29 protein-coding genes are annotated in these 25,047 nt (G+C 63.9%); 20 read left to right on the top strand and 9 right to left on the bottom strand.

Features of this window, described 5'->3' with window-relative positions:
* Positions 1-26: 26 nt before the first annotated feature.
* Positions 27-1,316, bottom strand: a complete 1,290-nt coding sequence (locus tag PspTeo4_RS03565; RefSeq protein WP_322362342.1) for an OprD family porin — start codon at positions 1,314-1,316, stop codon at positions 27-29.
* A gap of 357 nt (positions 1,317-1,673) precedes the next feature.
* Here PspTeo4_RS03565 and PspTeo4_RS03560 point away from each other — a divergent pair, with 357 nt between their 5' ends.
* The 3 genes from PspTeo4_RS03560 (at position 1,674) to PspTeo4_RS03550 (ending at position 3,125) form a co-directional block, all read left to right on the top strand.
* Entirely contained in the window at positions 1,674-2,033 is a 360-nt protein-coding gene (locus PspTeo4_RS03560; protein WP_322364793.1) for a histone-like nucleoid-structuring protein, MvaT/MvaU family, read from the top strand.
* A gap of 224 nt (positions 2,034-2,257) precedes the next feature.
* Positions 2,258-2,785, top strand: a complete 528-nt coding sequence (gene gloA, locus PspTeo4_RS03555; protein ID WP_322362341.1) for a lactoylglutathione lyase — start codon at positions 2,258-2,260, stop codon at positions 2,783-2,785.
* A gap of 97 nt (positions 2,786-2,882) precedes the next feature.
* Complete coding sequence (locus tag PspTeo4_RS03550) at positions 2,883-3,125, top strand: hypothetical protein (protein WP_322362340.1); 243 nt, start codon at positions 2,883-2,885, stop codon at positions 3,123-3,125.
* A gap of 18 nt (positions 3,126-3,143) precedes the next feature.
* Here PspTeo4_RS03550 and arfB read toward each other — a convergent pair whose 3' ends face one another.
* Together arfB and PspTeo4_RS03540 are read right to left on the bottom strand one after the other, a co-directional pair.
* On the bottom strand, positions 3,144-3,557 hold the full coding sequence (gene arfB / locus PspTeo4_RS03545) for an alternative ribosome rescue aminoacyl-tRNA hydrolase ArfB (RefSeq protein ID WP_322362339.1): 414 nt from the start codon (positions 3,555-3,557) through the stop codon (positions 3,144-3,146).
* A 392-nt stretch (positions 3,558-3,949) separates the two neighbouring features.
* Positions 3,950-4,771 carry a shikimate 5-dehydrogenase gene (locus PspTeo4_RS03540; RefSeq protein WP_322362338.1) on the bottom strand — a complete coding sequence of 274 codons (822 nt, stop codon included), beginning with the start codon at positions 4,769-4,771 and terminating at the stop codon, positions 3,950-3,952.
* A 160-nt stretch (positions 4,772-4,931) separates the two neighbouring features.
* Here PspTeo4_RS03540 and PspTeo4_RS03535 point away from each other — a divergent pair, with 160 nt between their 5' ends.
* The 3 genes from PspTeo4_RS03535 to pbpG all read left to right on the top strand — a co-directional run bounded on the left by PspTeo4_RS03535 (position 4,932) and on the right by pbpG (position 6,728).
* A complete protein-coding gene (locus PspTeo4_RS03535; protein ID WP_322362336.1) occupies positions 4,932-5,285 on the top strand; it encodes a hypothetical protein in 354 nt (117 codons plus the stop codon).
* 94 nt (positions 5,286-5,379) lie between these two features.
* Positions 5,380-5,562, top strand: a complete 183-nt coding sequence (locus PspTeo4_RS03530; protein WP_322362335.1) for a hypothetical protein — start codon at positions 5,380-5,382, stop codon at positions 5,560-5,562.
* A gap of 239 nt (positions 5,563-5,801) precedes the next feature.
* Positions 5,802-6,728 (top strand): D-alanyl-D-alanine endopeptidase, encoded by a 927-nt coding sequence (pbpG, locus tag PspTeo4_RS03525; protein WP_322362334.1) that lies wholly within the window; start codon positions 5,802-5,804, stop codon positions 6,726-6,728.
* 126 nt (positions 6,729-6,854) lie between these two features.
* Here pbpG and PspTeo4_RS03520 read toward each other — a convergent pair whose 3' ends face one another.
* On the bottom strand, positions 6,855-7,301 hold the full coding sequence (locus PspTeo4_RS03520) for a hypothetical protein (RefSeq protein WP_322362333.1): 447 nt from the start codon (positions 7,299-7,301) through the stop codon (positions 6,855-6,857).
* Between the two features lie 199 nt (positions 7,302-7,500).
* On the opposite strand from PspTeo4_RS03520, the gene PspTeo4_RS03515 reads away from it, so the two are divergent.
* The 9 genes from PspTeo4_RS03515 (at position 7,501) to PspTeo4_RS03475 (ending at position 15,072) form a co-directional block, all read left to right on the top strand.
* Positions 7,501-8,829: a lysine N(6)-hydroxylase/L-ornithine N(5)-oxygenase family protein gene (locus tag PspTeo4_RS03515; RefSeq protein WP_322362332.1), complete on the top strand. Its 1,329-nt coding sequence runs from the start codon at positions 7,501-7,503 to the stop codon at positions 8,827-8,829.
* A gap of 175 nt (positions 8,830-9,004) precedes the next feature.
* Positions 9,005-10,204 carry a PepSY domain-containing protein gene (locus PspTeo4_RS03510; protein ID WP_322362331.1) on the top strand — a complete coding sequence of 400 codons (1,200 nt, stop codon included), beginning with the start codon at positions 9,005-9,007 and terminating at the stop codon, positions 10,202-10,204.
* On the top strand, positions 10,201-10,740 hold the full coding sequence (locus PspTeo4_RS03505) for a thiamine pyrophosphate-binding protein (protein WP_322362330.1): 540 nt from the start codon (positions 10,201-10,203) through the stop codon (positions 10,738-10,740). Before PspTeo4_RS03510 ends, PspTeo4_RS03505 begins: the two co-directional genes overlap by 4 nt.
* Positions 10,737-11,057, top strand: a complete 321-nt coding sequence (locus tag PspTeo4_RS03500; protein ID WP_322362329.1) for a hypothetical protein — start codon at positions 10,737-10,739, stop codon at positions 11,055-11,057. Before PspTeo4_RS03505 ends, PspTeo4_RS03500 begins: the two co-directional genes overlap by 4 nt.
* Before the next feature lie 11 nt (positions 11,058-11,068).
* Complete coding sequence (locus PspTeo4_RS03495) at positions 11,069-11,638, top strand: DUF6162 family protein (RefSeq protein WP_322362328.1); 570 nt, start codon at positions 11,069-11,071, stop codon at positions 11,636-11,638.
* Positions 11,639-11,655: 17 nt separating this feature from the next.
* A complete protein-coding gene (locus PspTeo4_RS03490) occupies positions 11,656-12,558 on the top strand; it encodes a metal ABC transporter substrate-binding protein (RefSeq protein ID WP_322362327.1) in 903 nt (300 codons plus the stop codon).
* On the top strand, positions 12,555-13,301 hold the full coding sequence (locus tag PspTeo4_RS03485; RefSeq protein WP_322362326.1) for a metal ABC transporter ATP-binding protein: 747 nt from the start codon (positions 12,555-12,557) through the stop codon (positions 13,299-13,301). The genes PspTeo4_RS03490 and PspTeo4_RS03485 overlap by 4 nt, the downstream gene beginning before the upstream one ends.
* Positions 13,301-14,200, top strand: a complete 900-nt coding sequence (locus PspTeo4_RS03480) for a metal ABC transporter permease (RefSeq protein ID WP_322362325.1) — start codon at positions 13,301-13,303, stop codon at positions 14,198-14,200. The genes PspTeo4_RS03485 and PspTeo4_RS03480 overlap by 1 nt, the downstream gene beginning before the upstream one ends.
* 2 nt (positions 14,201-14,202) lie before the next feature.
* A complete protein-coding gene (locus PspTeo4_RS03475) occupies positions 14,203-15,072 on the top strand; it encodes a metal ABC transporter substrate-binding protein (protein WP_322364792.1) in 870 nt (289 codons plus the stop codon).
* 17 nt (positions 15,073-15,089) lie between these two features.
* Here the strand turns inward: PspTeo4_RS03475 and PspTeo4_RS03470 are convergent, their stop codons facing one another.
* The 5 genes from PspTeo4_RS03470 to PspTeo4_RS03450 all read right to left on the bottom strand — a co-directional run bounded on the left by PspTeo4_RS03470 (position 15,090) and on the right by PspTeo4_RS03450 (position 18,505).
* Positions 15,090-16,172 (bottom strand): DUF1615 domain-containing protein, encoded by a 1,083-nt coding sequence (locus PspTeo4_RS03470; RefSeq protein ID WP_416196940.1) that lies wholly within the window; start codon positions 16,170-16,172, stop codon positions 15,090-15,092.
* The gene (locus PspTeo4_RS03465; RefSeq protein WP_322362324.1) at positions 16,169-16,720 is read right to left on the bottom strand and encodes a hydrolase; all 552 of its coding nucleotides are present in this window, start codon (positions 16,718-16,720) and stop codon (positions 16,169-16,171) included. The genes PspTeo4_RS03470 and PspTeo4_RS03465 overlap by 4 nt, the downstream gene beginning before the upstream one ends.
* A 57-nt stretch (positions 16,721-16,777) precedes the next feature.
* A complete protein-coding gene (locus PspTeo4_RS03460) occupies positions 16,778-17,497 on the bottom strand; it encodes a thioesterase II family protein (protein WP_322362323.1) in 720 nt (239 codons plus the stop codon).
* Entirely contained in the window at positions 17,494-17,715 is a 222-nt protein-coding gene (locus tag PspTeo4_RS03455; protein WP_003256222.1) for an MbtH family protein, read from the bottom strand. Before PspTeo4_RS03455 ends, PspTeo4_RS03460 begins: the two co-directional genes overlap by 4 nt.
* 388 nt (positions 17,716-18,103) lie before the next feature.
* Positions 18,104-18,505, bottom strand: a complete 402-nt coding sequence (locus PspTeo4_RS03450; RefSeq protein ID WP_322362322.1) for a hypothetical protein — start codon at positions 18,503-18,505, stop codon at positions 18,104-18,106.
* A 326-nt stretch (positions 18,506-18,831) separates the two neighbouring features.
* Here PspTeo4_RS03450 and purU point away from each other — a divergent pair, with 326 nt between their 5' ends.
* The 5 genes from purU to PspTeo4_RS03425 are packed head-to-tail and all read left to right on the top strand — an operon-like array spanning position 18,832 to position 25,045.
* Positions 18,832-19,698: a formyltetrahydrofolate deformylase gene (gene purU / locus PspTeo4_RS03445; RefSeq protein ID WP_322362321.1), complete on the top strand. Its 867-nt coding sequence runs from the start codon at positions 18,832-18,834 to the stop codon at positions 19,696-19,698.
* Positions 19,695-20,606, top strand: coding sequence for a bifunctional methylenetetrahydrofolate dehydrogenase/methenyltetrahydrofolate cyclohydrolase FolD (gene folD, locus PspTeo4_RS03440; protein WP_322362320.1), 912 nt, complete (start codon positions 19,695-19,697; stop codon positions 20,604-20,606). The genes purU and folD overlap by 4 nt, the downstream gene beginning before the upstream one ends.
* Positions 20,588-21,829: an FAD-dependent oxidoreductase gene (locus tag PspTeo4_RS03435; protein WP_322362319.1), complete on the top strand. Its 1,242-nt coding sequence runs from the start codon at positions 20,588-20,590 to the stop codon at positions 21,827-21,829. Before folD ends, PspTeo4_RS03435 begins: the two co-directional genes overlap by 19 nt.
* Before the next feature lie 10 nt (positions 21,830-21,839).
* Positions 21,840-22,145, top strand: coding sequence for a sarcosine oxidase subunit delta (locus PspTeo4_RS03430; protein WP_322362318.1), 306 nt, complete (start codon positions 21,840-21,842; stop codon positions 22,143-22,145).
* Positions 22,142-25,045, top strand: coding sequence for a 2Fe-2S iron-sulfur cluster-binding protein (locus PspTeo4_RS03425; RefSeq protein WP_322362317.1), 2,904 nt, complete (start codon positions 22,142-22,144; stop codon positions 25,043-25,045). The genes PspTeo4_RS03430 and PspTeo4_RS03425 overlap by 4 nt, the downstream gene beginning before the upstream one ends.
* The last annotated feature ends 2 nt before the right edge of the window (positions 25,046-25,047 follow it).

The raw sequence follows: 25,047 nt of genomic DNA, 5'->3' as shown, positions 1-25,047 counted from the left end.
TTGGACATCGTCAGGGCTGTCTCACATCACCAGATCGAGAAGTTGTAGCTGACGATGACCCGCGTCTCGTCCATATCCCGCGCCCACTTCTCGTAGTTGCTGCGGTAGGTAGAGTTACGCAGGCGCACGCTGACATCCTTGAAGGTGCCGCTCTGTACCTGGTACTTGAGCTCGGTGTCGCGTTCCCATTCCTTGCCTTCAGCGTTACTGCCCGGGACCTTGATGTTGTCGCCATTGATGTAGCGGGTGAAGAACGTAAGCCCAGGCACGCCAAGGGCCTTGAAGTCATAGTCATAACGCAGTTGCCAGGAACGCTCCTGAGCGGCGGCGAAGTCGTTGACCTGGGCGTAGTTGACCAGGTACGGGTTGCTGCCATCGAGGTACGGCATGGCACTTTCACCGTACATGCGCTGCCAGCCGGCGCTGATCTTGTGCCCGCCAAGGCTGTAGCCGAGCATGCCGCTGAAGGCACGGTGGTCGATTTCACCGGCGCGGGCGTTGCCTATGTCGTCACTCTTGATCAGGCGCAGGTCGGCCGACAGGCTGCCCACCGGCAGCGGTTGGGAGGCCACCACGCCGAGGAAATGCTGGCGATAGATGTTTTCCAACTTGGCCACCTGATACTGGGCGGTGACTCGGTCATTGAAGCGGTAATCGAGGCCGGCCAGGTCGAAGTGATCCGCCTCGATATCGCAGGCATAACGCTTGTTCTTGCAGTGCACGCGAATATCCTGCCGGTCGGTGGAATCACGCGCGGTGTATTTATCCAGACGGGCCAGGGTGAACTTGAGGTCGCGCACTTCTTCGGAAGTCAGCATGGCTCCGTGGAACATGGTCGGCAGCAGGCGGCCGTCGTTGTATTTGAGCAGCGGTACATCCGGCATCATCGAGCCGTACTTGAGCACGGTGTTGGATACCTTGACCTTGGCTGCCAAGCCCATTTTCGCGTACTGGTCGGCAGAGTGACGTGGGTCATGGCCGGACGATGGCAGCAAACCGCTGTTGCTGTCGGCGGGGCTGGAGTCGAGCTTGAAGCCGACCATGCCCAGCGCATCCACGCCAAAACCCACCGGCCCCTGGGTATAACCGGACTGAACATTCAGGATAAAGCCCTGCGCCCACTCTTCACGCTTCGACGCGCCCTGGCTGGAACTGCTGTGGCCGTCACGGAAATCCCGGTTGAAGTAGACATTACGTGCTTCGACCTTGGCACTGCTGTCTTCAAGAAAACCGGCGGCCTGGGCGTTGACGCCAGCACACAACAGAAACAGGCCGGCAACACGGCGCCCGGGGGCGAGAGGGAAAGGGGCAAACATGCGAGGGAACATCCAGAAATAAGGCGAAAACAATCCGCGGCAAACAAGCACTGCGGCACTGCGCGACGGCCAAGTACTCACAGGCCATCATCTGAAATGATCGCGCAACCGCTCTGGCACGGGCCATTGGACCATGGTCTAAACAAGCGCTCGGGGAACACGAAAACCGTTCGAAAACACCGCTTGAAAAACTTGGAAAGTTCCCGGCTTACTTATAAAAAGTTTGCGGTTTACCCAATAGCCACTGGTGCTACACTCGATATCAGCGAACAGCTGATACCCACCCGCGTGGCCGGCGTTTATCTTTCTTCCATGTTCGTCACGCCCCGCCACGAAAGACGTACAGGAGTGAAAACAGTGTCCAGACTTGCAGAGTTTCGTGCTGCCGAAAAAGCGCTCCAGGAACAGATGGCACAACTGGAGGCGCTGAAAAAGGATGCCGGCCTAAAACGCGAAATCGAATTCGAGCAGAAACTAGTCGGCCTGATGAAAAGCTATGACAAGAGTCTGCGCGATATCATCGCCATCCTTGACCCCAAAGCCGCCATCCGGGTTTCGAGCGCAGCCCCCAAACAGCAGCGCCGACCACGCGTGGTGAAAGTCTACGAAAACCCACATACCGGCGAGCTGATCGAGACCAAAGGCGGCAATCATCGCGGGTTGAAGGCCTGGAAGGAACAGTACGGTGCCAGCACGGTGGAAAGTTGGGTGCGCTGATGAAACATCAACGCGCACTTCACGTTTTTTTCACATTGGCTACCCCAGTATCGAGACAGCTAAAGGACTAGCGACCCCATCACGCGCCCGCACATGCGGGCCTCTAATTCCAGCGCCCTGCCTTGTGCAGGGCGCTTTCATTTGCGCAATCGCTTCACTGCCGTATCATGGCGCCCTGTCTGTTTTGCTGGTGCTCACGCGCCAGCCCCGTCTCAGGAGTACCTATGAGCCTGCACGATCTGCACTCGCTGCCTGGCGTCACCGCGCAGCCGGACGCCGCTACCGCCAACTTCGTCTTCAACCACACCATGCTGCGGGTCAAGGACATCCAGAAGTCGCTGGACTTCTACACCCGCGTACTGGGCTTCAGCCTGGTGGACAAGCGTGACTTCCCTGAAGCCGAATTCAGCCTGTACTTCCTGGCACTGGTCGACCCGGCGCACACCCCTGCCGATGACGCCGAACGTCACCAATGGATGAAGTCGATTCCAGGCGTCCTGGAACTGACCCACAACCACGGCACCGAGAACGACCCGGCGTTCGCCTACCACAACGGCAACACCGACCCACGCGGGTTCGGCCACATCTGCATCTCGGTGCCGGACGTGCGCGCCGCCTGCGAGCGCTTCGAAGCCCTGGACGTGCCGTTCCAGAAACGCCTGAGCGACGGCCGCATGAAACACCTGGCCTTCGTCAAGGACCCGGACGGCTACTGGGTAGAAGTCATCCAGCCGACCGAACTCAAGGACTGATCGCTCGTCAGTTCGCGCTCGTCGGCCCGGGAACTCCCGGCGCCTCGCTGTGGTATATGAAGGTAACTGCTTCACATGCCACAGCGAGGTAAGGACGATGCAAACCCTTCACTGTGAATACCGCGACCACACCATTACCGCCAGTGTGATGCCGCACCCCGACTCTCCCCTGCCCTATGCTGCCGGGTGCCTGATCACAGACCCCGAAGGCCATACCAGCCGACGCATTTCGATGCCGATGAAGTTCTTCTCTGACCTGGACAATGCCCAGCATGTGTCGTTGGCGCATGGCCGAGCGTTGGTGGATCAGCAGCTCGATGATGGCCAGAAGGCGTTCTGACAGGGTGTGTGACCAACCCTAGAACTCCACCTTGCCCCGCCCTGCCTTGACGGTGCTGCGCCTGGCTTTCCCTTCGAGGCGGCGGGTCTTGGAGCCAAGGGTCGGCTTGGTGGGGCGACGTTTTTTCTCGGTCTTGCCGGCGCCGATGATCAGCTCGGTGAGCCGCGCCAGGGCGTCAGCGCGGTTCTGCTCCTGTGTGCGGTACTGCTGGGCCTTGATGATCAGCACGCCGTCGCCGGTGATGCGGCTGTCCCGCAGCGCCAGCAGGCGCTCCTTGTAAAACTCGGGCAGCGACGAGGCGCGGATGTCGAAGCGCAGGTGCACGGCGCTGGACACCTTGTTGACATTCTGCCCACCTGCGCCCTGTGCGCGAATGTAGCTCAGTTCGATGTCGGCATCCGGCAGATGCACGTTTTGCGAGATGGTCAGCATGACATGGCCTTTGTGATTGCTTGCATTATCACAGGCTGTACCTTTGACTTACAGTTCATGGTCGCTTTTCAGTGAGGCGCCAGGCGCTTGCCATGAGATTTTCGGTGCTTAGTAGACCGAGCGCCGCCCGCGCGGCGCATCGCGAGCAAGGCTCGCTCCTACGTTTGTTTACGGCCAGTAACGCCTATGACAGGCGCGCGCGACCGCCTTGTTTGTACGCTTCAATATTGCGCCATGCGCCAAGGCGTTCGCGCGCATATCCCACAGGCATAACTGGCCCGAAACAAACGTAGGAGCGAGCCTTGCTCGCGATGCGCCGCGCGGGCGGCGCTCGATATACGCATCACCTCAAAACCCCAGAAAGGCACAGCACAACCGCCCCATGAAGAACCCTAGACGTCCCGGGCAAACGCAATGGCAGCCTGGACCTGGCCTGGCTCAGGCCTGACCCCGGTATACAGCACGAACTGCTCCAGCGCCTGCACGGCAATCACTTCCAGCCCGGTGATCACCGGCTTGCCCAAGGCCTCGGCGTGGCGAATCAGCGGTGTGCGCGCTGGCATTGCCACCACATCGAACACCCGCTCGGCGGCGGCGATGGCCTCTTCGGAGAACGCCAACTGCTCAGCCTCAGGCCCGCCCGCCATGCCGATTGGCGTCACATTCACCAGCATAGGCGGGCATCGATCACCCAGGTCAGCCAGCCAGCGGTAGCCACAGGCATCGGCCAATTGCCGCCCTGCCTGCTCATTGCGTGCAACGATGGTGCCCTGGCGGAACCCTGCATCACGCAGCGCACTGGCCACTGCCTTGGCCATGCCACCACTGCCCCGCAGGGCGAAGGCCGTATCAGGGTCGACCTGATGCTGCTCCAGCAGTTGCCGCACCGCGAGGTAATCGGTGTTGTAGGCCTTCAGGTGCCCCTTGGTGTTGACCAGCGTGTTGACCGACTCGATGGCCGCAGCAGAGGGGTCGATCTCATCGACCAGGGCCATGCAGGCCTCTTTGTACGGCATCGACACCCCACACCCGCGAATGCCCAACGCTCGAATGCCCGCGACCGCTGCAGGCAGGTCATCGGTGGTCATGGCCTTGTAGTAAAAGTCCAGGCCCAGTTGCTGGTACAGATGGTTGTGAAACCGTACACCAAAGGTACCCGGTCGCCCGGCCAGGGAAATGCACAGTTGTGTGTCTTTGCTGGGAGTTGTCGCCATAACCGGCTCCTGCGTCATAACTGAATCGTTTATTCAGCGTAACAGAGACCACCGCTGGTCGTCCCTTACACAACATTTACTGTTTCCCTGTGCTCACCTGACAGTCAACAGGATCATAGTAATGAGACCCCAAGCGCGGGGTGCCTCGCGAGGACACCTTATGAACCGTCACATCCCCGGAATCGCCCTGCTGGTCGGTGCCCTGGCCATCAGCGGACAAGCAGCCGCCCATGGTGGTCATGGCGGCGGCGGTTGGTATGGTGCAGGCCCTGTACTCGGCGCAGCCGTGGTAGGCGCCGTGGTCGGGGCGGCGGTTTACGGCGGGCGCGATCGCACGGTGTACGTCGAACGCCAGCCGGTTTACTACGGCCCGCCGCCGGTTTACGTACAGCCACCGCCCGCGCCCGTCTACTACCAGCCCTATGGCTACGGCTACGTGCCGGCCCCTCCACCACCGGTGTACCGAACCTATTACGGCCCACCGCCGGTGTATTACGGCCCGCCTCGCTGGTGATCGTTGATAAAGCTAATGACCACTATCGAGGAAGTTGATTTCAAACTGCTCTGGCTGCTGCGTAAGGTAGGGCCATGTTTTACAGGAGGTCCACATGGCCACTATCCAGATCATGTCCGTCGTCGGCAGTGCCGTCCCTAATGCCTTGCGTGAGCAAGGTCTGCTCGCCTGCTGGTACCTGGTGCGCAACGGTGAAGCCGTCAGCGGCCCACTGATGACCCGCGCCTCGGCCCAGGCCCTGGCCGACCAACTGCAAGCAGCCACGCTGCTCGCCTGACCGCATTTGTTGTGCGTTGCTCCCTACGACCTTATGGCCCGCAAATTGCGGGCCTTTTTTTGCCCTATGACCCGACGGACGGAGCCGGGAGAACCGATCCAGCATGAAGGTTTTTTCATTTCGACAGGTCGACCAAACGAGCAATCGACAGTGGTTCGACCATACTCCACAATGCAGCGGTTTTTTGGGGGAAAACCCTTGCACAGCCAACGACATACCAACTTTTAGTGAGCCTCAACGTGAAAACATCCCTGTCCATCCTCAGCCTGCTGCTGTTGCTCACAGGAACCGCGACTCTTCCGTCGACCGCTGCTGCACAACCCCCGGCCCAGGTTCAACGCGACCCCTCCAAGCTGCACCTGGCCTCTGGCAGCGCCCTGCTGATCGACCTGAACACCAACCAGGAACTGTATTCGAGCCACGCCGACCGCGTGGTGCCCATTGCCTCGGTGACCAAACTGATGACGGCGATGGTGGTGCTGGATGCCAAGCTGCCCATGGATGAAATGCTCACCATGACCATCGCCAACAACCCGGAAATGAAAGGCGTCTATTCGCGCGTGCGCCTGGGCAGCCAGCTCAACCGCCGCGAAACCCTGCTGATCACCCTGATGTCGTCGGAGAACCGTGCCGCGACCACGTTGGCCAACTACTACCCCGGGGGCTACCCGGCTTTCATCAAGGCCATGAACGCCAAGGCCCGCAGCCTGGGCATGGCGCACACCCGCTATGTCGAGCCGACCGGCCTGTCGACGCAGAACGTGTCCACCGCCCGCGACCTGGCCAAGCTGCTGATGGCTTCGCGCAAGTACCCGATGCTGAGCGAGTTGTCGACCACCCGCGAAAAGACCGTGGCCTTCCGCAAGCCCAACTACACCCTGGGCTTCCGCAATACCGACCATCTGGTGAACAAGAGCAACTGGGACATCAAGCTGACCAAGACCGGCTTCACCAATGAGGCCGGGCATTGCCTGGTGCTGCTGACCCGCATGGACAACCGCCCGGTGGCCATGGTGATTCTCGACGCCTTCGGCAAGTACACCCACTTCGCCGATGCCAGCCGCATGCGCCAATGGCTGGAAACCGGCGCGGCCAAGCCGGCACCGGCGGTGGCGATGCAGTACAAGTCCGATCGCCAGAAAGGGGCTCGCGTGGCGGCTGACTGAGGACCGACAGGGCTGACAACGAGTCGTCAGCCCTTTTGTTGTTGGCAGGAACACTGTGGGAGTGGCGGTGCGGCGATCCGACTTACCCGCTCCCACAGGGACTGGCTCAAAGCCAGCTATGCGCCCTCAGGCCTGGGTGCTGACGATACTGCCCGCGCTGCTGCCACCGGTTTCCTGCAGGGCTTCGAGCAACTGCGCGGTGGCGCGCAAGATCTCGCCATTGAGCGTGGCAATGCTGGCCTGTTTGGCACTGGCCGCCGCGAGCTTGTCGCTCTCGTCCATATCCTTGGCCATGATCGCGGCCAATTGCTTCTGCTGTTCGGCCAACTGCTTCTGCAGGTCTTTGATCATCTGGCGCAGTTGCTTGATTTCAGCCGACTCACTGCTGTCCTCACTGCCCTGCGCCCCTTGCGCGCCTTGTGCCTGACCACCACCGGTAATCTTCGATGTGTCAACCCGGGTGGTCGCGCTTTCTTCGGTTGTTTGCGTTTCGTTGCTCTGGGCAGCGGCCTGAGCCTGAGCCTGAGCCTGAGCCGAAACAGTGTTGATAGTGACGGCGCTTATTCCGACCATGACATTCCTCTGCCTTCGAAGTGGGTCCTTGCGTTGGCCTACCTATCGGCTGCCTGGCGCAGAACTTTAGACCGGCTCGGCAACGGCCCACACCCCCATCAGTAAATTCCCCCACACGTGGCTCGTTCCAACCAATGTACTTGCGCAGGAGCCGGAGCCCCGGCGGGCGTCCACATTCGACCATTATGGAATCGCAGCCATGAGCCAGTCTTCAAACCCGGAAACAATCAAAGATTTGATCGGCGTGGGCTTCGGCCCTTCCAACCTGGCCTTGGCCATCGCCCTGGAAGAGCTTGCCCAGACTCAGGGCCATGCCCTGGATGCACTGTTCATCGACAAGCAGAAAGACTACCGCTGGCACGGTGAAACCCTGGCCACCCAGAGCGAGTTGCAGATTTCCTTCCTCAAGGACCTGGTGTCCCTGCGCAACCCGACCAGCCCTTACAGCTTCGTCAACTACCTGCACCAGAAGCAGCGCCTGGCCGACTTCATCAACCTCGGCACCTTCTACCCCTGCCGCCTGGAGTACAACGACTACCTGCGCTGGGCCGCCGAGCATTTCGCCACCCAGGCGGTGTATGGCGAGGAAGTGCTGCGCATCGAGCCTGAAGTGAATGCAGGCCGGGTCGAGCACCTGCGCCTGGTGTCCCGCGATGGCCAAGGCCGCGAATACAGCCGCCGGACGCGCTCGGTGGTGGTCGGCAGCGGCGGCACGCCGAAAATCCCGGAAAAATTCGGTGCATTCAAAGACGATCCACGGGTCTTCCACCACTCTCAGTACCTGAGCAGCCTGAACAAACTGCCCTGCACCGAAGGCAAGCCGATGCGCATTGCGGTAATCGGCTCGGGCCAGAGCGCTGCCGAGGCATTCATCGACCTGAACGACAGCTACCCGTCGGTCAAGGTCGACATGGTGCTGCGTGGTTCGGCCCTGAAACCGGCCGATGACAGCCCGTTCGTCAACGAGATCTTCTCGCCGGACTACACCGACCTGGTCTACAACGAGCCGGCCGACCAGCGCAGCAAACTGTTGGGCGAGTACCACAACACCAACTACTCGGTGGTCGACCTCGACCTGATCGAGCGCATCTACGGCATCCTCTACCGCCAGAAGGTGTCCCACCAGTTCCGCCACAACGTGCTGTGCCGCCGCCAGGTGGAAGCTGTGGTGGCCACCCGCGAGGGCATCGAACTGACCCTGCGCGACCTGGCCACCGGCCAGCAGCAGACCCACCGCTACGATGCGATCATCCTCGCCACCGGTTACGAGCGCCGCTCGCACCGCGACCTGCTGGCACCGCTGGCCGGTTACCTGGAAGACTTCAATGTCGACCGCAACTACCGAGTGCTGGCCACCCCGGACATGCAGGCATCGGTTTATCTGCAAGGCTTCTGCGAGAACAGCCATGGCCTGAGCGACACGCTGCTGTCGGTGCTGCCGGCCCGCGCGGCGGAAATTGGCCAGTCGCTGTATCACGACCTGGCCCGCCAGCACGGCAAGCTCCACGCGGCCGCCGCCAGCGCCTGACCCACGCCCTAAGGCCTTCCCAGCCGGCATGTCGCCTTTGTGCGCATGCCGGCTTGTGCTTTCTGAAACATTTGCTTGCATTTAAATCGGCAGGATTTCGATTCTCATTCGTCCTTATTAATGCAGCCCCTTTGGTTGGGCACGTGCTCGACCCTCATTTTCAGAAGACCGACCGATGGCCAAATCACCGAAAAAATCCAAGTCCAGGTTGTGGTTCCTGGTGCACAGCTGGCTCGCCCTGCCGATCTGGTTCTTCGTGCTGATCGTCTGCTTCACCGGCATGCTCGCCGTGGTCAGCCAGGAGATCGTCTGGCTGGCCAACCCCGATGTGCGCGCCAGCCAGCCCGACGACGTGGCCGAACGCCTGAGCTACCAGCAGGTGCTCGACGCCCTGCACAAGGCCGAACCGGACATGGTGGTGCGCACCCTGCGCCAGCCAGACGGTGAGCACTTTGCACTCAATGCCTCGGTGGTCTTCCCTGACGGCACCAGCCCGACCCTGTACGTCAACCCTTACACCGGGGCGATCCAGGGCAAGAGCCCGGACTTCAACTTCGAAGCGTTCACCCGCGCCCTGCATGGCTGGTGGCTGGTGCCGTTCACCAACGGCTACAGCTGGGGCTGGTACCTGGTATCGCTGCTCGGCCTGCCGATGCTGGCGTCGCTGGTCACCGGCCTGGTGGTGTACAAGAAGTTCTGGAAAGGCTTTTTCAAACCCATCCGCACCGGCCATGGCTCACGGATTTTCTGGGGTGACCTGCACCGCCTGGCTGGTGTGTGGTCGATCTGGTTCATCGCGGTCATCTCCATCACCGGCACCTGGTTCCTGATCCAGGCGATTCTCGGCGACAACCACATCACCGTCTCCACCGAACCGGTGGTACCAGTGATTTCCCGTGAGGATGTGCCGCAAACCAGCGATGGCAGCCCCGCACCACGCATCGACCTGGACGAAGCCGCACGCATCGCCGGGCTGGCCATCCCGGGCCTGGATATCAACTTCATCTCACTACCTGCCACCAACTACAGCCATATAAACCTGGGCGGCCGTGGCTGGTATCCGCTGATGTTCCAGACCGCCGCCATCAACCCGTACACCCACAACGTCGACAGCCAGTTCCTGTTGGCTGACCGCTCGGCGCTGGAGTTCGTCACCGAGTCCATGCGCCCCTTGCACACCGGTGATTTCGGCGGCCTGCCGATCAAACTGATCTGGTTCTTCTTCGGCCTGATTCTCACCCTGATGGTGTTCAGTGGCCTGCTGATCTGGACCAAACGCACCGCCCAGGCCACCGCGGCTGCCCTCAAGCGCGGCGAGCGCACACCCCGGACACGCACCGGCAACACCGACACCACCGCCGAGGTGAACCCATGAGCCAGGCCCAAACCCTACCCGCAAGCCCACTGAAGCAGTGGTGGCTCAAGTGGCGCTTTCACCTGAATATCCTGCTGATCCTCATTCCGCTGGGTTTCATGCCCAAGTACTTTGCCGACGCCAAGATGTTCCGTGGCGACGCGGGCCTTGGCGCCAACCCGGTCAGCAACATCCAGATCGGCCCCTACACCCTGGACCTGGCTGAGATGCGCGACGAGGCGCCCCGCGCCGACGGACCTGCCGGCCACTTCAAGGCCTTCAACGCCGCCTTGTGCAAGGCGTGCATCGAAGACGTCAAGGCCGTTTACCTGCGTATAGGCAAGCCGCGTAGTCTGCGCGCCGCCGGCACCATCTTCTTCGGCGCACCGTACCGCATGGCCACCAACCTGCCGGTGCCACCGCGCACCCGGCCCGATGCGCAGATCTGGATCACCATCGAGGGCTGGGACGGCAGCATGCACCAAGGCTCCGTTGCGCTGGCCAAAGCATCCCCCGCCACCGTCGCCTGGCTCGAGAAACAAGGAGGCAAACCATGAAACACCTGATCCGCAGGCTCGCCCTGCCGCTATTGGCCCTGGCCGCCGGCCCGGCCTTGGCGCACAACCCGATGTGCGAATGCGAAGAGGTCGCCAGCGGCCAGATCAAATGCACCGGCGGCTTTTCCGACGGCAGTGGCGCGCCTGGCGTGACCCTGGACGTGATCGGCTACGACGAACAAGTGCTGGTCGGCGGCAAGCTCGGCCAGGACTCGACCCTGACCTTCAAGCGCCCAGATGGCGAGTTCTATGTGCTGTTCGATGCCGGCCCCGGTCACGTGGTGGAAATCGACTACGCCGACATCGCCCAGCCATGAGCCAGCCATCCATGAGTCACGCCCAGGTAGTACGCCCGGCCGGTGCCGGGCACGAAACCCTCTACGTGCTGCTGGCCAGCCTGCTGATCGTGGTGCTGGCCGCCACGGTGGTGCTGATGCGCGGTGAGCGTGAGGACGAACAGACCATCGCCAGCCACCAGATCGACGCCCGACGCGACCTCACCGCCGCCGAGCAGGGCATCTACACCGACCTGCGGGTGGCCTTCGACGAGATCCAGCTGCTGCGCGAGGAAAGCGCCGCCACCCCCAGCGTGGACGCCCTGGCCGAAGAAGGCCTGCCGCCCTTCGTTGTCGATGCCGGCAGCCAGAGCCGTGGCAGCCACCAGTGGCAATGGCTGCAGGCCGGTGCCTATCTGGGGCGCAGCCAGGCCCCGGAAATCGCCGGCAGCTTCCTGTTGATCGTGCCCGCCGACGCTGGCGGCCAGGCCGATGTCTGGCTGCGCCGCGACAGTTCCACCCTGGCCCCGGAAGACCTGGGCCAGGCGGCATTGATCGCCGCCGGCTGGCAGCAGGTGGTCAGCCACTACGACGCCGGGGTCACCCGCGAACACCGTCACTGAACCCAAGGAATCTCCCCATGCTCCGCTCAGTCCTCGCGCTGCTCCTGGCCTGCGCCCTGCCAGCCCTGGCCCTGGCCGACAACGGCAAGCCGCTGCGCATCGGCATCACCCTGCACCCCTACTACAGCTATGTCAGCAACATCGTGGGCGACAAGGCCGAAGTGGTGCCGCTGATTCCGGCAGGCTTCAACCCACACGCCTACGAGCCCCGGGCCGAGGACATCAAGCGTATCGGCACGCTGGACGTGGTGGTACTCAACGGCGTGGGTCATGACGATTTCGCCGACCGCATGATCGCCGCCAGCGAAAAGCCTGACATCGCGACCATCGAAGCCAACCAGAACGTACCGCTGCTGGCCGCCACCGGCATCGCCGCCCGCGGCGCGGGCAAGGTGGTCAACCCGCACACCTTCCTGTCCATCAGCACCACCATCGCCCAGGTCAACAACATCGCCCGTGAACTGGGCAAGCTCGACCCGGAAAACGCCAAGCTCTACACCCAGAACGCCCGCGCCTATGCCAAGCGCCTGCGCGCCCTGCGTGCCGAGGCTTTGGCGAAGGTCACCGAAGCGCCTTCCGCGACGTTCCGCGTCGCCACCATCCACGCGGCCTACGACTACCTGGTGCGCGACTTCGGCCTGGAAGTGACCGCCGTGGTCGAGCCGGCCCACGGCATCGAGCCAAGCCCTGCGCAACTGAAGAAAACCATCGACCAGTTGAAGGCGCTGGACGTGAAGGTAATTTTCTCTGAGATGGACTTCCCGTCCGCCTACGTCGAGACCATCCAGCGTGAATCGGGCGTACGCCTGTACCCGCTGACGCACATTTCCTACGGCGAGTACACCAAGGAAAAGTACGAAGTGGAAATGAAGCGCAACCTCGACACGGTGGTGCGGGCGATCCAGGAGAACCGCGCATGACCGCCGCCGCCACACTCACCGCTCCCAGCGGGCCACGCATCGAGTTCGCCGGCATCGACCTGACCCTGGGCCGTACGCGCATCCTTGAACAGGTTGCCTTCAGCGTCGCCGCCGGCAGCGTGCACGCCATCGTCGGCCCCAACGGCGGCGGCAAGAGCTCGTTGATCAAGACCCTGCTCGGGCAGATGCCGCACCAGGGCCAACTGACCCTGCACTGGTCCGGCGCAGGCAAGGTGATTGGCTATGTACCCCAGGCGCTTGAGTTCGACCGGGGCCTGCCCATGACCGTGGACGACTTCATGGCTGCCATGTGCCAGCGACGCCCCGCGTTCCTGGGCCTGTCGCGGCGCATCCAGCCGGCCATCGATGCCGCGCTGGCGCGGGTCGGCATGCTCGACAAGCGCAAGCGGCGCATGGGTGCGTTGTCCGGTGGCGAACGCCAGCGAGTGCTGCTGGCCCAGGGTTTGATCCCCGAGCCGCAACTGCTGGTGCTGGACGAGCCGATGTCGGCCCTCGACGAAGCGGGCATCCAGGTGTTCGAACAGTTGCTGCAGGGGTGGCGCCAGGCAGGTACCACCGTGCTGTGGATCGAGCACGACCTGCAGGCCGTGCTGCGCCTGGCCGACCGGGTCACCGGCCTGAGCCGCCAGGTGCTGTTCGATGCCCCACCCGCCCAGGCCCTGACCCCGGAGCGCCTGCTCAGCCTGTTCTCCGTTCACCCGCGCAGCGAGAGCCTCGCCTGATGAGTTATGAAGCATTCCGCCAACTGGTCCAGGAATGGGCCAGCGCCGGCTATCTGCCCGAGGCCTTGGCCTACGGGTTCGTGATCAATGCCTTGCTGGCCGGCCTGATGATCGGGCCGGTACTGGGCGGCCTGGGCACGCTGGTCGTGGTCAAGCGCTTTGCCTTTTTCTCCGAGGCGGTTGGCCATGCCGCGCTGACAGGCGTGGCCATCGGCATCCTGCTCGGCGAACCCTATACCGGCCCGTACGGCAGCCTGTTCGGCTACTGCCTGCTGTTCGGCATTCTGTTGAATTACCTGCGCAACCGCACCGGGCTTTCGCCAGACACGTTGATCGGCGTATTCCTTTCGGTGTCCCTGGCCCTGGGTGCGAGTCTGCTGCTGATGCTGGCCGGCAAGATCAACGTGCACATTCTCGAGAACGTGCTATTCGGCTCGGTGCTGACCGTCAGCGCCCACGACCTGGTGGTGCTGGGCATTGTCGCAGTGCTGGTGTTGAGCCTGGCCCTGCCGCTCTACAACCGCATCATGCTGGCCAGTTTCAACCCACAGCTGGCCGCGGTGCGCGGGGTGGCGGTGAAGACGCTGGACTACCTGTTCGTGGTGCTGGTGACCTTGGTCACCGTGGCCTCGGTGAAAGTGATCGGGGCGATTCTGGTGGGTGCGCTACTGGTGATTCCCGCCGCCGCCGCGCGCCTGGTCAGCCAGTCGCTCAAGGGCTTTTTCTTCCTCTCGGTGCTGATCGCCACGCTGAGCACCCTGCTCGGCATCCTGTTGCCGATCGTCCTCGACCTGCCGGTGCCATCGGGCGCCGCGATCATTCTGGTCGCCGGCCTGTGCTTCGCCCTCGCCGCCCTGGCCCGCACCCTCGTCCCACGCCTGCAAGGAAACCCGGCATGAACCTGAACTTCAAGCACCTGTCGCTGGCCCTTGCCCTGGCTGGCCTGCCCTCGCTGAGTTTTGCCACCCAGGTGCTCACCACCTTGCCCGTGACCCACAGCCTGGCCGTGGCCCTGCTCGACGGCACCTCGGTGCAGCTCAAGCGCGCCGCCCCGGCCAACCTGCCGGCCAGCCGCCAGCCGTCGTATTTCAGCGGCCGTGGTGGTGCCAGCCTGCAGAAGGCCGCGCAGCAGGCGGACGCGGTGATCGGCGTACGCTCGATCTGGCGCGACGACCCGCTTTACCCGATGGCACGACGCAGCAATATCCGCATTGTCGAAATCGATGCGGCACGACCGGTGGACGGCGCACTGCCGGGCATTGCCGTGACCGGTGACGAAGCCTACGCCGCCTACCCCTGGCTCAACCCGACCAACCTGGGGCGCATGGCCGATGTGGTAGCCAACGACCTGGAGCGTTTGTCGCCCGCCGACAAGGCGAAGATCCAGGGTAACCTGGCCGGCCTCAAGCGCCAGTTGCTGGAGCTGACCGCCAGCAGCCAGACGCGTCTGGCCGAGGTCGACAACCTGACCGTGGTGAGCCTGTCGGACCGTTTGGGCTATCTGGTCAGCGGGCTGAACCTGGATGTCGCGCAGCAGGCGCTACCGGCCGAGGACAAGTGGGATGAGGCGGCGCTCAAGGCGCTGGGTGAGAACCTGAAGGCGCAGGATGTGGCCTTGGTGCTGCACCACCGCCAGCCGGAGCCGGCGGTGGCCGAGGTGATCAAGGCATCCGGGGCCAAGCTGGTGGTGGTCGAGAGCGACCCGGAAGATGCGCTGGCCGGGTTGAAGGCCAGTGTCGATCAGGTGGTTGGCGCACTGGGCGAAGGTTGAGGTTGCCTGTACCGGCCCTATCGCTTCATGCACCGCTGATACCGCTCATCCACCCTTCCCGCGAACCACGCCGTGGTCAACTTGCGGGTAATCTTCGGGCTTTTCAGCTCGATCCCCGGCAATACCGCACGCGGCACCGGCTTGCCGGCCGACGCGTCGGCCAGGGCGAAGACGCCGCTGTAAAGCTGGCTGTCCTCGAAGGCCAGGCTGTCACCCTGCCCCAGCTGGCTGCGAATCTGCGGGTTGCGCAGCCCAAGCTTCACCCCCAGTTTGCGCGCCGCCTGCTCGGTGGTACCGGGCATGATCGCCCCTGGCGCGACCAAGTCGCCATCCAGCGCCAGCTTCACCCCGGTCGCCCGGCTCAACGCAGCCTGGAAGGCGGCATTGCGGCTGGCGTACCACCCCGCGTTGAAATCGGCGAAGCGGTACAACGGCCGCTCGTAATGAGCGGGGTAGCCCAGCAAGTGGGCAATACCGAAGTACAAACCGCCTCGGCGGGTAAACACCTCCTGCCGGATCGTGCCTTCGTAGCTGTAGGGATAGCCCTTGGCGTGTTGCTCGGCAAAGTCGATGCTCACTTGCATCGGCCCACCGGTGTGCACCGGGTTCAGCCCGCCCAGCAAGGTCTTGCCCAACGGGAGGCCGGCAATGAAGTCGTCGTACAGCGTGCTCAGCTGTTTCTCGCTGCGCACCGCGAGCAACCTTTGCTGATAGGTCTTGCCATTGCCCGAGTTGGTATTCAGGGCGCCGTCGACCAACAGTTTGGGGATGTGCAGGCGCGCCGCGCGCCGGTCGATTTCCTCACGGGCGATGCGTCCAAGGTTCGGCACCTGCGGGTCGGCATTGAAGGTCGACTCCTGCTCGGTGACCGCCAGCACGGCGCACAGGTTGCTTTTGCTTGGGGCAATATCCTGGGCCTCGAAGGCCACCTGAATATCCTTGGCCCAGCCCTGGCGGTCCTTGGCTTGCGCAGGCAACAGCCGCATCAGCTGTGCCCTGACCTTCGCCGGGTCGGTCTCTGGCGCTTCTTCGCGGCGCCCGGCGCAACCTTGCAACAGAGCCAGCGCCACCAGCCCTGTCGCCACTAACCCCCGGTTCAGGGCTGCTCACCGACCAGATAGGTTTTGCTGATATGGCGGAACAACGGGTGGCTGGCACTGACCATCAATTCGAACAGGACCATCTCACGAGTCACCACCTGCGCCCCCGCATCGCGCATGCGCGCCAGGCCTGCGGCCTTGCTGGCCGGGGTGCGGCTGTCGCAGGCGTCCTCGACCACGAACACCTGCTTGCCCAGTGCCAGCAGGCCCAGCACGGTCTGCAGCACGCAGACGTGGGTTTCCATGCCACACACGATCACTTGATCACGGGCCAGCAGATGTTCGGGCAGGCACTCGGCGGCCACACAGGAAAAGTGGGTCTTCTCCACCACCTGGGCGGCCGGTGCGGCGGCGGTGAGTTCCGCCAGGGTATGCCCCAGGCCCTTGGGGTACTGCTCGGAGATCACGATCGGCAATTCCAGCTCGGCAGTCGCCGCTAGCAACCAGCGCGCCCGCGCACGGGTGCCTTCGGGGTCGCTCATGGCGCCAATGAGTTTTTCCTGGATATCGACGACCAGCAGCGTGGCCTGGCGGGGGTTGATCAGCATTGTCGGCCTCTTGCCTGGGAAAAGCCCTAGCCTCCCCCAGGCAAGCGACAACGTCAATCAGGCAGAAAGCCTGTACGGCTCAAGGGACGCGGCCACCGCTGCGAGCACGCGGTCTTCATGCTCATGGATGAAGAAATGGCCACCAGGGAACAGCTCCAGCGAAAACTCACCCGAGGTTTCCTTGCGCCACGCCAGCAGTTGCTCTTCGCTGGCACGATCAGCCTCGCCACCGAGCACGTGCAGCGGACACTGCAGCGCCAGCCGCTGGCGATAGGCATAACGGCCACAGAGCAGGAAGTCATGGCGCAGAATGGGCAAGGTCAGGCTCATCAGCTCGGCGTTGGCCAGCACCTCTTCCGGGGTGCCGTTCAGCTCGCGCAGCTCGTTGATCAACTCGGCGTCGGTCTTGGGCTCGCGCCAGTTCTTGCCGTCGTAGTCCTCACGCCGGGTCGGTGCCGCAGTGCCACAGGCGAACAACGCGCGCGGGGCCGGGCAGCCCAGCGCTTGCAGCTCGTGGGCCAGCTCGAACGCCAACAGCGCGCCCAGGCTATGCCCCAGCAACGCATAGGGCGCATTGGCCGCCATACGCTGTTCAGCCGCCAACTGCCGGGCCAGGGCCTGCATGTCGGTCTGCAGGGGCTCACCCAGGCGTGCGCCACGCCCGGGTAGCTCCACCGGCCGCACCTGCAGCCAGGCTGGCAGCTTGCGCCGCCAGCGGCTGTAGACCATGGCACTGGCGCCGGAATACGGCAGGCACAGCAGGTTCATCGCGCTCACTGCGCGGCGGCTTCAGCCATCTTCTGGCGCAGGCTCAGTGGGCGCATGTCGGTCCAGACCTCGTCGATGTACGCCAGGCAGTCCTTTTTCAGGCCGCTCTTGCCCACGGCGCGCCAGCCATTAGGGATGGCCTTGTAGTCGGGCCAGATGGAGTATTGCTCTTCGTGGTTGACCACTACCTGGAACTGAATATCGTCGCGGTCGAAAACGGAAGTCATTGCCTGTCTCCTTGAGTGATAGATGCCGATACGCGCTTGGCGTAGGGAGGCTCTCAGGTAGACGTAGGAAACTTCGGAAAAATTAGTATGGATGGAGTTTGGTGTTGGGGCGGATATCGAGCGCCGCCCGCGCGGCGCATCGCGAGCAAGGCTCGCTCCTACGTTTGTTTCGGGCCAGTTATGGCTGTGGGATATGTGCGCGAACGCCTTGGCGCATGGCGCAATATTGAGGCGTACAAACAAGGCGGTCGCGCGCGCCTGTCACAGGCGTTATTGGCCGTAAACAAACGTAGGAGCGAGCCTTGCTCGCGATGCGCCGCGCGGGCGGCGCGCGATCTCAAACGCGCCAAAACACTCAAGACATGCACCCCGCCCCACCCAATCCCCTTCACGCATCCCTCAACAAGTCATGTGCATCCAGCAACCTGAACGCCACCTGCGGATTGCGCTCCAGCCCACGCCGAATCGCGGCCGGAATCGACTGCCGGGTCTTGCGACACAACCCCACCTGCTCATCCAGCTCAATGACAATGCCGCGCATGGTGCGCACCTCGTTGAACCCAGGGGCGATGTGCACGCGGATGCCGAGGTTTTCGTACATGCGCTGCTGCAGGCGCTGCAAGTCTTCCAGGTCCTTGAGGTTTTCCAGGCGGTCGAGCAGGCGTTTTTCTTCCTGGCGGGTAAGCAGGAGGATGCGCTGGGCGGCCTGGGGGTAGTCGGCCAGGTGTTCGCGGCCACACACGCAGGCGCCGGGGGGGCACGGTTGGCGTAATGGAGGGGTGTCGGTCATGGGGCAAGCATAGCCAGTTTTTTTGTGGGGCTGTACCGGCCCTATCGCCGGCAAGCCGGCTCCCACATGGACCGAGTCGACCCCGAAATCACCGCAATACCTGTGGGAGCCGGCTTGCCGGCGATGAGGCCAGGAGCCGATATAGACCCCCTGAGTTTCCCCTCAGGATAAAAAATTTCACAAACCCCTAGACCGCCACCCACCTCTTCGCCTATAAATCGCCAAAAGGAAATTTATATTCCTACCAAGAAACACCCTCTTCGCCACCCGCGAAGCCATTTCGCCCTTGTGCCCGACCTGCCCCACTCCACCACGAGGACCTCGACATGCACCCCGCTCCCGACCATTTCATCCTGCGCGTCAGCTGCCCGGCCGTGTCCGGCATCGTCGCGGCGGTGACCACCTACCTGGCCGAGCACGGTTGCTACATCAGCGAGATGGCGCAGTTCGACGACGAAGACAATGGCCGCTTCTTCATGCGCGCCGTGTTCCGCTACAACACCGGTGTCAGTGGCGACACGCCGCAACTGGAGGCGGGCTTTGCCGACGTGGCCCAGCGCTTCGACATGGACTGGAGCCTGCACAGCAGCGCCCGGCCGATGCGCGTGCTGCTGATGGTGAGCAAGTTCGACCATTGCCTCAGCGACCTGCTGTACCGCCACGCCAAGGGTGAGCTGGACATGCAGATCACCGCCGTGGTCTCCAACCACCTGGACCTGCGCCCCATGGCCGAACGCCAGGGCATCCGCTTCGTCTACCTGCCGGTGACCAAGGAAACCAAGGCCGAGCAGGAAGCGGCGCTGATGCGCATCGTCGAGGACACCGGCACCGAACTGGTGGTACTGGCGCGCTACATGCAGATTCTCTCCGACGACCTGTGCCGCCAGCTCTCTGGCCGGGCCATCAACATCCACCACTCGTTCCTGCCGGGGTTCAAGGGCGCCAAGCCCTATCACCAGGCCTATCAACGTGGGGTCAAGCTGATCGGCGCCACCGCCCACTACGTGACCAGCGACCTGGACGAAGGCCCGATCATCGAGCAGGAAGTCCAGCGTGTCGACCACGCCTACGCCCCCGACGACCTGGTCGCCATCGGCCGTGACACCGAAACCATCGCCCTGTCCCGCGCGGTGAAGTACCACCTCGAACACCGGGTGTTCCTCAACCACGACCGCACGGTGATCTTCAAATGAACGCCATCCCCAGTGTCAAGCTGATCGACGGCAAGGCCACGGCGGCGCGGGTGCTGGCCGAGGTGCGCGAGCAGGTCGACACCCTGCGTCAGGGCGGCGTGCAACCGGCCCTGGCGGTGGTGCTGGTGGGCATGGATGCGGCCAGCCAGGTGTATGTGCGCAACAAGGTGCTGCGGGCCGAGGAAGTGGGCATACGTTCGCTGGAGCACCGCCTGCCCGGCGACACCAGCCAGCGCGAACTGCTGACCCTGATCGACCGGCTCAACCGCGACACCGCGGTCAACGGCATCCTCGTGCAGTTGCCGCTGCCCGGGCATATCGACGAACACCGAGTGTTGCAGGCCATCAGCCCGCTCAAGGACGTGGACGGTTTCCACAGTGAAAACGTCGGTGGCCTGGCCCAGGGCCGCGATGTGCTCACCCCGTGCACGCCCAGCGGCTGCATGCGCCTGTTGCGCGATGCCTGCGGCGAATTGCGCGGCAAGCACGCGGTGGTGGTCGGCCGCTCGAACATCGTCGGCAAGCCCATGGCCGCCCTGCTGTTGCAGGCCGACTGCACGGTGACCGTGGTGCACTCGCGCAGCCGCGACTTGCCAGCGCTGTGCCGCGAGGCCGACATCCTGGTCGCCGCGGTCGGCAAGCCGCGACTGATCGGCGCTGACTGGCTCAAGCCCGGTGCAGTCGTCATCGACGTGGGCATCAACCGCATCGACGAGGACGGCCGCAGCCGCCTGGTGGGCGATGTCGACTTCGACGCCGCCCTGCCCCAGGCCGCCGCCATCACCCCGGTTCCCGGCGGTGTCGGGCCGATGACCATCGCCTACCTGATGAAAAACACCCTGCTCGCCCTCGACCTGCAACAACAGGCCGCCCAACAGGAGCGCACCCCATGCCCTTCGCCCTGCTGAAATACGGCCTGAGCGCCGATTACCCGGTGGAGGTCGACCTGCCGCCACCCTGCGAACTCAAGCCACGCTACGACGTGGTGATCATCGGTGGCGGCGGCCATGGCCTGGCCATCGCCTACTACCTGGCCAAGTACCATGGCGTCACCAACGTCGCCGTGCTGGAAAAAGCCTACCTGGGCGGCGGCAATACCGCGCGCAACACCGCCGTGATCCGCTCCAACTACCTCACTTCCGAGGGCGTGCGCTTCTACGCGGAATCGGTGCGGATGTTCCAGAACCTGTCGAACGAATTCGACTTCAACATCATGTACTCCGAGCGCGGCCAGCTCACCCTGGCGCACACCGACGCCACCGTGCGCGCCTTCCGCCAGCGGGCCGAGGTCAACAAGCACTTCGGTGGCCGCACTGAAATGATCGACCGCCAGCAGATCCGCGAACTGGTACCGAGCCTGAACCTCGACCCCGGCCACCTGCCGGTGCTGGCAGGCCTGTGGCACATCGACGGCGCCACCGCCCGCCACGACGCCGTGGCCTGGGGCTACGCCAAGCAGGCGGCCAAGCGCGGGGTGGAGATTCACCAGCTCACCGAGGTGCAGGACCTGCTGATTCGCAACGGCCGCATCGAAGCGGTGAAAACCAACCGTGGCACGGTGCAGTGCGGCTGCGTGGTGCAGGCGGTTGCTGGCGCCAGCTCGCTGCTGATGACCAAGGCCGGCATCCGCGCGCCGATCCACACCTACCCCCTGCAGGCCATGGTCACCCAGCCGTTCAAGCCGTTCCTCGATCCGCTGGTCAGTTCCTCCGCCCTGCATTGCTACGTGCAACAGACCAGCCGTGGCGAAATCGTCTTCGGCGGCGGCTCCGACCCCTACCCGCTGTACAACACCCGCTCCACCCTGGACCTCAAGGAAAGCCTGCTGGCCCACGCCATCGAGATGTTCCCGTTCATGGCCAACGCCAAGTTGATGCGCCAGTGGGCCGGCATGACCGACATGACCCCGGACTACAGCCCGATCATGGGCCTCTCGCCGGTGAAGAACTATTACCTGGATGCCGGCTGGGGCACCTGGGGCTTCAAGGCCACGCCCATCTGCGGCAAGACCATGGCCGAGCTGGTCGCCAGCGGCGGCCAGGTGCCGGAACTGATCGCGCCATTCGCCCTGGAGCGCTTCAGCCGCTTCCAGCAAGTCAACGAAATGGGCGCCACTGCGGCCAGCCACTAGGAGCGAGACGATGAAGATCCTGACCTGCCCCTTGAACGGCCCGCGCAACATCAGCGAATTCACCTACGGCGGCGAGTTCAAGCACATGCCCGACCCGCGCAACTGCAGCGACGCCGAATGGGCCGACTACGTGTTCAACAGCGACAACCATGCCGGGGTGGTGGTCGAGTGGTGGCTGCACAACGCCTCCAGCTACTGGTTCCTGGCCGAGCGCCACACCGTCAGCGACCAGGTACTGCGCACCTTCGACCCCAAAGAAGTGTTCGACCGCCGCATCGACTTCGCCCCCACCGCCACCCCGGAGATCGCAGGATGAACAGCCTCACTCGCCTCCCCGCGCCCATGGGCCTGCTGATCGACCGCGAGCGGCCCCTGCGCTTTACCTTCGACGGCCAGACCTACCCGGGCTTTGCCGGCGACAGCATCGCCAGCGCCCTGCTCGGCAACGGCCGCTGGCTGCTGTCGCGCTCGTTCAAGTACCACCGCCCGCGCGGCCCGCTGAGCCTGGCCGGACAGGACGCCAACACCCTGGTGCAACTGCCCGACGAGCCCAATGTGCTGGCCGACATGCAAGCCGCCCAGGATGGCCAGGTGGTCGAAGGCCAGAACTTCAATGGCAGCCTGGACAACGACCGCGATGCCTACCTTGGCAAGTTCTCGCGCTTCATGCCGGTGGGCTTCTACTACCGTTCGTTCTACAAGCCCAAAGGCATGTGGAAAGTCTGGGAGCCGCTGATTCGCAAGAAGGCCGGGCTCGGCGTGCTCGACCAGAGCTTCAGGCCGCAGTACTACGACAAGGCATACCTATTCGTCGACGTCGCCGTCATCGGCGGCGGCCCGGCCGGGCTCCGTGCTGCGCTGGACGCCGCCAACGCCGGGGCCAAGGTGCTGTTGATCGAGCAGCAACCGGTGCTCGGCGGCTCGCTCACCTATGCCCGTTTCGACATCGCCGGCACCCGTGCCGCCAACCTGCGCCGGGAGCTGCTGGCCGCGGTCGAAGGCCACCCGAACATTCAGGTGCTGTTGGAAGCCACTTGCAACGGTTGGTTCACCGACCACTACCTGCCGGTGATCCAGCACAAGCGCATGTACAAGGTGCGCGCCACCCGTTGCCTGGTGGCCGCAGGCTCGTTCGACCAGCCGGTGGTGTTCCGCAACAATGACCTGCCCGGGGTGATGCTGACCAGTGCGGCCCAACGGCTGATGAAGCTCTACGCGGTCAAGCCGGGCCAGCGTGCGGTGATCCTCACTGGCCACGACGATGGCTACCTGGCCGCCCTCGACCTGCAGGAGCAAGGCGTGGCCGTCGCCGCCCTGGTGGACATGCGCGCCGCCCCCGCCGATGCCGCGCTGGCGGCCGAACTCAAGCGCCGCGATATCCCCGTGCACCTAGGCAGCACGGTATACGAAGCGCTGCACGAAGCCGGCATGCGCCATGTCAGCGGCGTGGACATTCGCCCCATCATCGGCCAGGGCAAAGTGGGCGACCACGGCCTGCGTCTGTCGTGCGACCTGTTGTGCATGTCGGCGGGCTACATGCCGGTGTACCAGTTGCTGTGCCAGGCCGGCGGCAAGCTGGCCTATGACGTGAACCGTGACGAGTTCGCCATCAGCCAGCTGCCAGCTGGATTGGATATCGCAGGCTCGGTGAATGGCCGTCATCATCTGGACAACGTGCTGACCGATGCCTCCCGCGGCGCCGCCGAGGCCCTGGCCGCGCTGGGCCTGCCAGCCCCAGTGCTGCCGGCCTTCGTCGCCGAGGCCAAGGTCAACTTCCCGTGGCCGATCTTCCCTCACCCCAAGGGCAAGGATTTCGTCGACTTCGACGAAGACCTGCAAGTGCGTGACATCGTCAACGCGACCCGCAGCGGCTACCGCGATGTACAGCTGGTCAAGCGTTTCTCCACGGTCGGCATGGGCCCGTCCCAAGGCCGCCACTCGGCGCTGCCCACCGCCCGTCTGGTGGCCCAGGCCACGGGCCGCAGCATCAGCGAAACCGGCGTGACCACGGCTCGCCCCCCCTTCCAGGCGGAAAAGCTGGCCCACGTTGCAGGCCGCGCCTTCGACCCCTACCGCCAGACGCCCATGCACCGCCGCCACCTGGAAGCCGGGGCGAAGATGATGCCCGCCGGTATCTGGCAGCGCCCGGCGTACTACGGCAAGCCGGAGCAACGTGAGCACTGCATGCAGGCAGAAGCCCGCCACGTGCGCGAGAAGGTCGGCCTGATCGACGTATCCACCCTTGGCGGCCTGGATGTGCGCGGCCCCGACGCTGCCGAGCTGCTCGAACGGCTCTATACCTTCGGCTTTGCCAAGCTGCCTGTCGGCCGTACCCGTTATGCACTGATGACCAACGAACACGGCGTAGTGATCGACGATGGCGTGTGTGCGCGCCTGGCCGACCAGCACTTCTACGTCACCGCCACCACCAGCGGCGTGGACCGTATCTATCAGCAGATGCTCAAGTGGAACGCGCAATGGCGCCTGGACGTGGACATCACCAACGTCACCGCCGCGCTGGCCGCGGTGAACCTGGCCGGCCCGCTGTCGCGCCAGGTGCTGGCCAAAGTGTGCGACGACGTCGAGCTGTCGGCCGAGGCCTTCCCTTACCTGGGCGTGCGCCTGGGCACGGTGGCCGGCATCCCGGCGCGCATCCTGCGGGTCGGTTTCGTCGGTGAGCTGGGCTACGAGGTACACGTCCCGGCCCGCCATGCCGAACGCCTGTGGGACGCCTTGATGCAGGCCGGCGCGGGGCTGGGCATTCGCCCGTTCGGTGTCGAGACCCAACGCCTGCTGCGCCTGGAAAAAGGCCATGTGATCATCAGCCAGGACACCGACGGCATGACCCACCCGGCCGAGATCGACATGCAATGGGCGATTGGCCGCAAGAAGCCGTTCTTCGTCGGCAAACGCTCCATCGAAATTCTCGAAGCGCAGCCACTCAAGCGCAAATTGGTCGGCTTCACCCTGCCCCAAGGCAGCCCCCAACCGCTGGAAGGCCACCTGGTGCTGGACGGGCCGGACATCAGCGGCAACGTCACCTCCTGCGAATACTCCCAGACCCTGGGGCAGATCATCGGCCTGGCTTACGCTGGCGCGCACCAGGCCACCCCTGGCATGCACATCCCGATCCGCGTGGAGGGCGGCGTGATGGTCAATGCCCAGGTGGTGCAACTGCCCTTCTTCGACCCCGACAACCAGCGCCAGGAGCTCTGAGC

The sequence above is a fragment of the Pseudomonas sp. Teo4 genome (genome assembly GCF_034387475.1).
Taxonomy (GTDB): Bacteria; Pseudomonadota; Gammaproteobacteria; order Pseudomonadales; family Pseudomonadaceae; genus Aquipseudomonas.
Note: the sequence above shows the minus strand (reverse complement) of the source record. Positions and strands in the feature narration are given on the sequence as shown.